The organism is Lysinibacillus sp. NPDC096418 (assembly GCF_044762775.1).
Lineage (GTDB): Bacteria > Bacillota > Bacilli > Bacillales_A > Planococcaceae > Lysinibacillus.
Map to the genome: position 1 here is coordinate 1 of NZ_JBIWEY010000063.1, position 8,477 is coordinate 8,477.

At 33.3% G+C, this 8,477-nt stretch carries 11 protein-coding genes; all 11 read right to left on the bottom strand.

What is annotated here, in order from left to right:
* Positions 1-220: 220 nt before the first annotated feature.
* Positions 221-400, bottom strand: coding sequence for a hypothetical protein (locus ACIQZG_RS23970; RefSeq protein WP_402758598.1), 180 nt, complete (start codon positions 398-400; stop codon positions 221-223).
* Positions 401-713: 313 nt separating this feature from the next.
* The gene (locus ACIQZG_RS23975; RefSeq protein ID WP_402758599.1) at positions 714-1,403 is read right to left on the bottom strand and encodes an anti-sigma factor family protein; all 690 of its coding nucleotides are present in this window, start codon (positions 1,401-1,403) and stop codon (positions 714-716) included.
* Positions 1,400-1,885: an RNA polymerase sigma factor gene (locus ACIQZG_RS23980; protein WP_402758600.1), complete on the bottom strand. Its 486-nt coding sequence runs from the start codon at positions 1,883-1,885 to the stop codon at positions 1,400-1,402. Before ACIQZG_RS23980 ends, ACIQZG_RS23975 begins: the two co-directional genes overlap by 4 nt.
* A 446-nt stretch (positions 1,886-2,331) precedes the next feature.
* A complete protein-coding gene (locus ACIQZG_RS23985; RefSeq protein ID WP_402758601.1) occupies positions 2,332-3,090 on the bottom strand; it encodes a class I SAM-dependent methyltransferase in 759 nt (252 codons plus the stop codon).
* Positions 3,091-3,134: 44 nt separating this feature from the next.
* The gene (locus ACIQZG_RS23990) at positions 3,135-4,016 is read right to left on the bottom strand and encodes an AraC family transcriptional regulator (protein WP_402758610.1); all 882 of its coding nucleotides are present in this window, start codon (positions 4,014-4,016) and stop codon (positions 3,135-3,137) included.
* 550 nt (positions 4,017-4,566) lie between these two features.
* The gene (locus ACIQZG_RS23995) at positions 4,567-4,728 is read right to left on the bottom strand and encodes a hypothetical protein (RefSeq protein ID WP_402758602.1); all 162 of its coding nucleotides are present in this window, start codon (positions 4,726-4,728) and stop codon (positions 4,567-4,569) included.
* A 246-nt stretch (positions 4,729-4,974) separates the two neighbouring features.
* Complete coding sequence (locus ACIQZG_RS24000; protein WP_402758603.1) at positions 4,975-5,211, bottom strand: hypothetical protein; 237 nt, start codon at positions 5,209-5,211, stop codon at positions 4,975-4,977.
* On the bottom strand, positions 5,211-5,531 hold the full coding sequence (locus tag ACIQZG_RS24005) for a YbjQ family protein (RefSeq protein WP_402758604.1): 321 nt from the start codon (positions 5,529-5,531) through the stop codon (positions 5,211-5,213). The genes ACIQZG_RS24000 and ACIQZG_RS24005 overlap by 1 nt, the downstream gene beginning before the upstream one ends.
* A 549-nt stretch (positions 5,532-6,080) precedes the next feature.
* Positions 6,081-6,881 carry a CPBP family intramembrane glutamic endopeptidase gene (locus tag ACIQZG_RS24010; protein ID WP_402758605.1) on the bottom strand — a complete coding sequence of 267 codons (801 nt, stop codon included), beginning with the start codon at positions 6,879-6,881 and terminating at the stop codon, positions 6,081-6,083.
* Between the two features lie 397 nt (positions 6,882-7,278).
* Complete coding sequence (locus ACIQZG_RS24015; protein WP_402758606.1) at positions 7,279-7,623, bottom strand: YxlC family protein; 345 nt, start codon at positions 7,621-7,623, stop codon at positions 7,279-7,281.
* Positions 7,610-8,140, bottom strand: coding sequence for an RNA polymerase sigma factor SigY (gene sigY, locus ACIQZG_RS24020; RefSeq protein ID WP_402758608.1), 531 nt, complete (start codon positions 8,138-8,140; stop codon positions 7,610-7,612). Before sigY ends, ACIQZG_RS24015 begins: the two co-directional genes overlap by 14 nt.
* Between the last annotated feature and the right edge of the window lie 337 nt (positions 8,141-8,477).

Here is an 8,477-nt window from a genome sequence, read left to right on the forward strand (position 1 = left end):
TTTATTATTCCATTTAGAATGCATAAAGGAGTCCTCCTTGTTTGATGATGGGTCAATGGTCGTTGACACTCATGCATCATACTAGAGGGCTCTTTTTCTTTCAAGACCTCGAACATCCTTCAAACAGGAATGCTGCTTCGTTAGTACAATAAGAAAAAAGAACTGTCTAAAACAGCTCTTTGATCTTCAAGGAAAGCACCCGTTAGTTTAGCAACTAGCTTTACACATCATAATTTTTTAATTGTTTGGTATTTATAAAAAATGCTGTTCCTATTATAAATATGCCTAAACAAACGAACATAGCAATCCCTGAATATTCATCATCAAATATTGTTGTGTTTACCAAAATAACTAACATCATTAGTGCGAGTGATACATATAAGCCTTTTATATATTTCATAAGTTATACCTCCACCTTAATATCAGTTGTACTATTACTATTCAGATTATTGATACTTCATTTTAATATTAACACTAATTCCCTTTATTTGAAATTAAAATACAAAAGCACCTGCGTTTATTCAACTAAACTGCTCAGTTAGTTTAAGTACTTTTCTTCACAATCCCCACGTCCAATTTATTCTTGTATTTTATTCAATTAAATGGCCCTTTAATGAAAAAAAACACTTTCCATATTCCAGGAAAGCGCCCGATTGTTGAAGAACGTTATTTGACTAAAGTCTTCGTTAATTCAAGAAGAAAGCAACCTATATTCATTCAAAGTGAAACATATTTTCTATTTCTTCGCTTGCTTGAGGCAAGTCCATACCTTCTTTCCAAACTAAAATATTATCCTCTGGAGTTCCGTAATATAACGCTTTTATCGTTGTACCGTTAGGATTCAAGTCCATATTTTTAATATCAAAAAAATCATAACCATTCGCCAATCCATATGGAGAGTGTGCTTTTTTCTTTATTATTGGTCTTACAGGGGTCATATAAAAGTTCCCGTTATCATCCATCTCATAAACGATTTCATTTAAAGCATAACCATCTGTTATTTCCACATGATAAACAATTTTGCCATCCGACAATTGACTTACTTGCGATATTTCTACGACGTTTGTTGGAACGTTGACTGTATTCAAATGAAATAAATAATTATAGCCGAAAAAGATAAGTGAAACTAATACTATAGAAATGATCACGCCTATAGCAAAGGATTTTACTTTTGAACGATTCCAGAAAGAAGAAATATTCTTTATAACATTACTATCTTTTCTAATTATCTCGATTTCCTCTTCCGGTAATTTAAAATCAACTTTTAATCTATCTAATTCTATTTTACAACTTTGACAGTCAACAAGGTGTTCTTCTACCATTCTTTTACTATCACCACTGCATACGTTGTCATAATACAACGGAAGTAAATCTTTCACGATATCACAGGATGCCTTACTCATTTCAATTCCTCCTTTAGTACATCTTGAATTTTACCTTTAGCTCGATGAAATATGACTCTCGCCCAACTTTCTGTTCTCTCAAAAAGTTCGCTTATTTGTTTAAAGGAAAGTTCACCAAATACTCTTAGCGTAAAAACTTCTTTATAAGGCTCTTCTAAGCGATGCACTACCTTATGTAAACGGAAACTCTCTTCTTTTTTCAGCAACATTGCTTCAACACTATTCTCAGTTATTTGTTCAGGTTCATCATCTGTATCAAAACGCTTTTGTTTGTTGAGATAGGTAAAGTATGTATTTTTTGCTATTTGACAAAGCCAAACATTGAGTTTGCAATTGCCCTTGAATTTATCAATATTTTTTAAAGCCTTGAAAAATGTTTCTTGTGTTATTTCTTCTGCAATTTTTTCATTTCGGCTTAGCATTAATACAAACGAGTAAACATCTCGAAAGTATTGATTATAAATATCTTCAAACTCCGTCACATTTCTACCTCCCTTCATAGTTAAGACTAAGTAATGTAAGTTTCGTTACAAAAAAATAAAAAAAAATTGGCAGACAAATAGGTCTGCCTTTAGGTTATATCATCTATTGGTGAGATAAAATACTTTCGATCTTTTTGATTTACATCTATAACAAATGTATTTATCAAAGCAAACTGTCCACGGTTTGAATACATAACTTTAGAATCCAACTTATATTTCAACATAACTACATAAAATTCCTTAAGGAAGTTATTCAATTAAATGGCCCGATTGCTAAAGATAGAAAGAAAGTTCCTTTTAGTTGGGATTCCAATAAGAAAACCCTTAATAAAAAGTGCTGTATATATAAGATATGATTTTTTTCGATTTATTTAAATAAAAGAACTGAGCGAAAAATAACGCTCAATTCTTTTACACACCTAAAGCTTTGTAACTTTGCCATCATATTATTTACGTATTGCTTCAAATGTAATGATTTGACTCGCATTTGATGGTTGCTTCTTATAATTATAATCAGCTGAACATGAGATATCAGAAAAACCAATACTTTCTAAAATGAGTTTGAACTCTTCAATACCATACCAACGCATTGCAAATTTTTGTAATTCAGTTTCAATCAACTTTCCTTTTCTCCACTTTTCATATTTTATATAGGATACAGTTACTTGATTTAGCCAATCAATTTCCATCGACTTGCTTTCCATCGTAATCCCGTCGCCACTTGGTAGTGAAAATGTTGAAGTGGAGATCTCTCCTGTTTTCCAACCATACGGTAATTCAAGATCAACAATTAAACGACCTCCTGAAACAAGATGCTTATAAAAACATTTTAATGCGTCTAAAGAATCTTCTCGATTTTCAATCAAACAAAAAGAACCAGTAGGGATAATAATAGCTTCGTAATTTGACGGCAACGAAAATTCCTTTAAATTCGCTTCATACAAATTCGGCTTATATCCTCGTTCTTCACAACGTTCTTGACAAGATTTTAACATTTCAGGAGAATAATCAATCCCATCAACAATATATCCTGCCTCTAGCAATGGAATAATAAAACGACCTGATCCAACTGCTGCTTCTAGAACTCTTCCTTTACAAGTTTTTAATCGTTCTAGGTAGTATTCAATATCACCGTCAATTGAATACCCCACGGGTTTGGTAAAATCATAAACCTCCGTACATAATGCACCATAATAACTAAACATTTTATTTCCTCCGAGATTATATTTGAATAACTTTAATTGAATTATTAAGCCTGTCGCACCTCAATTTTATTAATCAAAACTTTTGATTTCTTTTTTATTGGTACATAAATTTCCATTACTGCATTTTCTAGACCATGACATCGTTCATCGTAAAATTCAAAGTCTATTTTTGTTTCATCAAAAACATATTCACAGTCTTGAAACCATTCTTCAAAAATATATTTCCATGTTGCCTTTACAACTACTGATAATGGGTCTGCATCGTATGTTGCTGCTGTTGCAACATTGTTAACAGGTGGAGTTGTGAAAACTGCATATTCCGCTTCTGGAACATCAAATGTCATCATATCGGATGTTACCTTTAAATAATCATCTACAATTACGCCGAACAAATACGTGAGATTAGTTTCATCAGACGAGGATACGCAAATCCCAACTTCTCCATGCTTTGGTGGATTCAATTGTTCATACATTTTACTCTCTAAATTTTCTCCAGTATAAGTATCCCAATATGCAGCAACGTCTTTCATATACCCAGCTGAGATATTCGTTTTGATTCCATAACCAGCAACCTTAAAAGCAGATTTTTTAGTAAAGGTAGGATTCATGTTACACCATTCAATCTTCGGTATATTTTCGCTGTTCAAGCTATTGTTTCTTGCAATATAGACAGTTGGACTATAACCAAACTCTTTCCGAAACGCTTTTGAAAATCCACTTGCTGTTTTAAAACCATAATCAAAAGCGATGTCAATGATTTTTCTGTTAGATAGAAGTTCTCCTCTAGCTTGAACTAATCTTTTTTTACGAACATAATCCATAAGAGGGGTTCCCTGATACAAGCTAAAAACTCTGCAAAAGTGGTAAACAGAATAACCGACATGTTTTGCAATCTCATTTGCGCTAAGGTCTTCCTTAATGTGCATTTCAATATATTTGATACTCCGCTTAATGTCATCATAATAATTCAATGTACTACCCTACCTTCTGTTGTATGGCGAATTCATTATAACAATTTGTAAAATGGGATGCTGTTCCGTTTTTGCTAAACAACTATTTTTACTTTTTTTTGCTTTCTAAAAATTCAAGATGCTACTTTAATCACATAAAAAAGGAATTTTTCATAATGAAGAATCCCTCTTGTTTGTTCTATATATAGATCTATCCGCTTTCTTATCCTACCATCTAGAATATCACTCCAATAAGAAAAACTGTCCTAGAAAAATAACCTATAGAAAGTTATTAGCTTCACCCTTATAAATAATATATCTATTTTTCACCGTATTCTTCTTCAACTAACCTGCGATGTTTAAGTAAAGTTTTCACAATCTCTTCATTCAATAACAATTTTCTATATACACTTTATTCAATAATATGGCCCTTTAATGAAAAAAAGCGCTGATCCTTATTACAGAATCGCGCCCGATTGTTGAAAATTGTTATTGAACTAAAGCACCACGTTAGTTGAAGAAGAACTCATTTTTCAAATCTCACTAACGTTTTTTCAGGCATTTTTATCTGTTCAATGTCAAAGTTATTGATCCGAAGTGTTATTTCACCTTCCCGCTTATCAGCTTCTTCTCCGACCCAACAACTATACAGTTCAAAATAATCACCTTTATCAATGTAACTGTCCATAATTTTACACAGTTCAATTAGCTTCTCTTTTGATTCGGCACACGTTTTTTGGTTCATATATTCCGAAATCTCTATTCCCCAGTCACTTGATATTTCGTAAACAAAAGGAGTGGTAAATTGTAACGGGTTCTGTTTTGAAGTACAAAAAGCAAAATCGCAGGTTAAAAAGACAATTAATTAGCATATTAAAAGGTACTGCAATTCGCAGTACCTTTTTTGTACAACTTGGTTTGATATTTCGTGAAACTACTTTTCTTTTCTATAAAATCGTTCACCTGTTTCTGCATTATAATATACTCTTTTTTTTCCACCCGTAACAGGGTCAAGATTCACCTCATTCGTTACCTCAAAACCTTTAGGAACTTCCTTTCCATGATTGCGGTTATATCGTTTGTCATATATAAAGTAACCAAGTAAGATACAAACGAGAGCAATACTAATTTGAAATATCAAATATATACCTATCCCCAAAAATGTCGTCATTATAGCTTTTCCACAACAACTGCCGTTCCGTATGCAACAATTTCACTCATGTTTTTACCCATTTCACCAGAATCATATCGCATCATGATAATAGCATTCGCTCCCATTTCGTTTGCATTCATAATCATACGGTCTATAGCTTCTTTTCTAGAATCTTCAAGCATGGCAGTATATTGCTTGATTTCCCCTCCTACTAATCCTTTTAAGCCCGCCATAATATCCCCGCCTAGCCCCCTACTTCTTACAATCAGACCAAATACAGAACCTTTTACTTCGACAACTTTATACCCTTCAATGTGTTCTGTTGTTACTACTAGCACATTCATCATCTCCTATGTTCTATTTATTATGTTAGACTCCGAAATCAATTATCATCTTTCATCTGAATTATAAATAACCATACAAATTATTCTACCGCCATTTAACAGTTCATTCATTTTTCTCCCCCAAATTGTTTATTTACCCTTAATACGATTACGTTCGACTAATCGTTCACTCACGAAAAAATAAAAAAATAAAATCTCAGGAATTTGATCCTGAGACCTTTCTTTTAAATATTTTTCTTGCAAAAATAAGATAGATAATAAGATACGTTGGAAATGTAATAAGGCCTAAAAAGCCCCATAGCCAAGCATTGTTTCCCCTCTTCCGTGCATCCCAAAATATCCATGAGCTCTGACAAATCAGAATGAATGCAATCACGCCGCATAACCAAAGCGGTGTGCTACTTAGTTCGTTTGAGTTCATTCATTACTGACCTTCTTTCTAGTTTTATTAAGAGCTAAGGGCAATAAGATAATCCCCACAAGCTGAAAATAAAGAATAAGAATTGGCTGACGATTCAAAGTATATATGCACCATATATATTTTTACATAAAAAAGGAGACAATCAACATTAGAAAATTCATAGCAATATGAGCAAACATATGTGCAAGCATCGCAAGTTCTAGATTGTGCTTCCAGTAAATCCAGCCAAAGAAGAAGCCGGGTAAACCATTCAATAAGATCATTCGGAACCAAATGAATGCGGTCATTTCTGTCACACTTGCAGTTCCACTATAGTGACCTATTGCAAATAATAATGCGCTAACAAATATTGCAAGGATAAAGACCCAGTTCGAAGGTTTTGCTGATTTTCGATCAAATAGTTTCCAAAAAATAAAAACCAACAAGCTCATAAACCCAAAACGAATTAATAGTTCCTCAACAATCCCTCCGTAGAGTAAAGCTGCTAAAAATTCTATTGCATTATAAGGTTGTATTAGTTCTTTTAGACCCTCCGGCAAGAGTGGGAATAAAAGATAATCGAATCCTCTTATAACAACTCCTGCAATCGAACCGAGTATGATAGCTAGTTTAATACCTTTTATCCACTCTGACTTTGGCTTTTCTCTAGCATTCGGGTGCATAATCACAGATTTTAAACCAACTTTATGAGCAGTAAAAAAGCCTATAATAAGAGCAATGATTAAGAAAATATAATTGGGAAGTGTGCCAAGTAAGGCTAACATTTCAGGTGATCCTGAAATCCCCATCATTTCCCTCGCTTGCTCTAATTGGGCCGGGTTTGTCGATAGTGTCGATAGTACCTTAAGATATAAGGGAACGAATGCAATGATTCCAAGCAAGAGATAAATGAATAGTCCTTTAACACTTTTTTGCTTTGTCATAAGTAACCTCCTTGATTTCAGTATAAGATTCATATAAATATCAATATTTGTTTTATTTACTATAAGACTCTATTAAACAGTTCATTCTTGTTTCCCTCCTCCAAATTGTTTATTCACCCTTAATACGATTACGTTCGACTAATCGTTCACTTACGAAAAAATAAATAAAAAAAATCTCAGGAATTTGAACCTGAGACCTTTCTTTTAAATATTTTTCTTGCAAAAATAAGATAGATAATAAGATACGTTGGAAATGTAATAAGGCCTAAAAAGCCCCATAGCCAAGCATTGTGTCCCCTCTTCCGTGCATCCCAAAACATCCATGAGCTCTGACAAATCAGAATGAATGCAATCACGACGCATAACCAAAGTGGTGTGCTACTTAGTTTGTTTGAGATCATTCATTACTGACCTTCTTTCTAGTTTTGTTAAGAGCTAAGGGCAATAAGATAATCCCCACAAGCTGAAAATAAAGAATAAGAATTGGCTGACGATAAACGACAGCAATCCCAACCGAAAGCACAAATACTGCAACAGAGATAAACGTGAGGAGGTCTTTCCATTGTTTTTTTCGTATTCTTTTTTTCTCTAATTCAACATTTTGTTGAAACCATTGTAAGTTTGGAGTAGATACTGGATTCCATTGATCCAGTTTTTCTAAACCATCTATTAATTGCTTAACCGTTAATTCATCTTCATCATCCAACATAGAATTACTATTTTTAGAATCATACTCCTTCAAGTTCAGCCAACTCCTTTCGTACATTTTTTAGACCATTTGAAACTCGAGATTTTACTGTTCCTTCTGCAATACCCATCATTTTTCCAATTTCCTCATATGAATATCCGTAATAATGCTTTAATACGATTGGCATACGTATTTCTTCATTAATCTGAGCAAGTACATCAAGTACATCAGTCCATTCTTCGTTCATATTGGCTGCATTCCATTTCATTTTTCGGAGCGCTTTTTCCTGCTCTAGCCAATTTTTCTCCCGCTTCTTTCTACGCTGTTGATCAATAAAAAGGTTCGTTGCGATTGTGATGAGCCATGAGGAAAACTTAGATTCACCATTATATAGTTGGATTTTTTCAATACACTTCATCATCGTCTCTTGTGTTAAATCTTCTGCGATTTGTGGATGAAGGGTAACTTTCATTAAATACTTTACGAGGATCGAATAATTCTGTTGTAGCAGTATCGAAAGAGCCAATGTATCCCCTTTTTTCGCCTTTCGAATTAAATCCTTTTCATCCATGAGATCTACTCCATACAATAATGATTTATATGTAATACGACTAACTGGGGAAAATCGTTCATTTTCATAATAAAGAAACCAACAAAAACTTTTAGCAACCTTTTAGTATTTATTAAGTTTACTTGAAAGTTATATATTTGACCAAAAACACATCAATATTAACATAAAACCCCATTTTAAATTTAGAAGTGTTATTCAATTAAATGGCCCTTTAACGAAAACAAGCGTGATTCTTGTTACAGAATCGCGCCCGATCGTATTATAAGGTCAGCCAGAAAATATTTCTGGTTGACCATTTTTTATATCGATATATGATAACGGTAGCCGGGGTAGAACG

Excerpts from the sequence above, each read along its gene's own strand:
- ACIQZG_RS24010 (WP_402758605.1), bottom strand. The coding sequence starts at position 6,881 with ATGACAAAGCAAAAAAGTGTTAAAGGACTATTCATTTATCTCTTGCTT.
- ACIQZG_RS23975 (WP_402758599.1), bottom strand. The coding sequence starts at position 1,403 with ATGAGTAAGGCATCCTGTGATATCGTGAAAGATTTACTTCCGTTGTAT.
- sigY (WP_402758608.1), bottom strand. The coding sequence starts at position 8,140 with ATGGATGAAAAGGATTTAATTCGAAAGGCGAAAAAAGGGGATACATTG.
- ACIQZG_RS24000 (WP_402758603.1), bottom strand. The coding sequence starts at position 5,211 with ATGACGACATTTTTGGGGATAGGTATATATTTGATATTTCAAATTAGT.
- ACIQZG_RS23985 (WP_402758601.1), bottom strand. The coding sequence starts at position 3,090 with ATGTTTAGTTATTATGGTGCATTATGTACGGAGGTTTATGATTTTACC.
- ACIQZG_RS23990 (WP_402758610.1), bottom strand. The coding sequence starts at position 4,016 with ATGCACATTAAGGAAGACCTTAGCGCAAATGAGATTGCAAAACATGTC.
- ACIQZG_RS23995 (WP_402758602.1), bottom strand. The coding sequence starts at position 4,728 with ATGGACAGTTACATTGATAAAGGTGATTATTTTGAACTGTATAGTTGT.
- ACIQZG_RS23970 (WP_402758598.1), bottom strand. The coding sequence starts at position 400 with ATGAAATATATAAAAGGCTTATATGTATCACTCGCACTAATGATGTTA.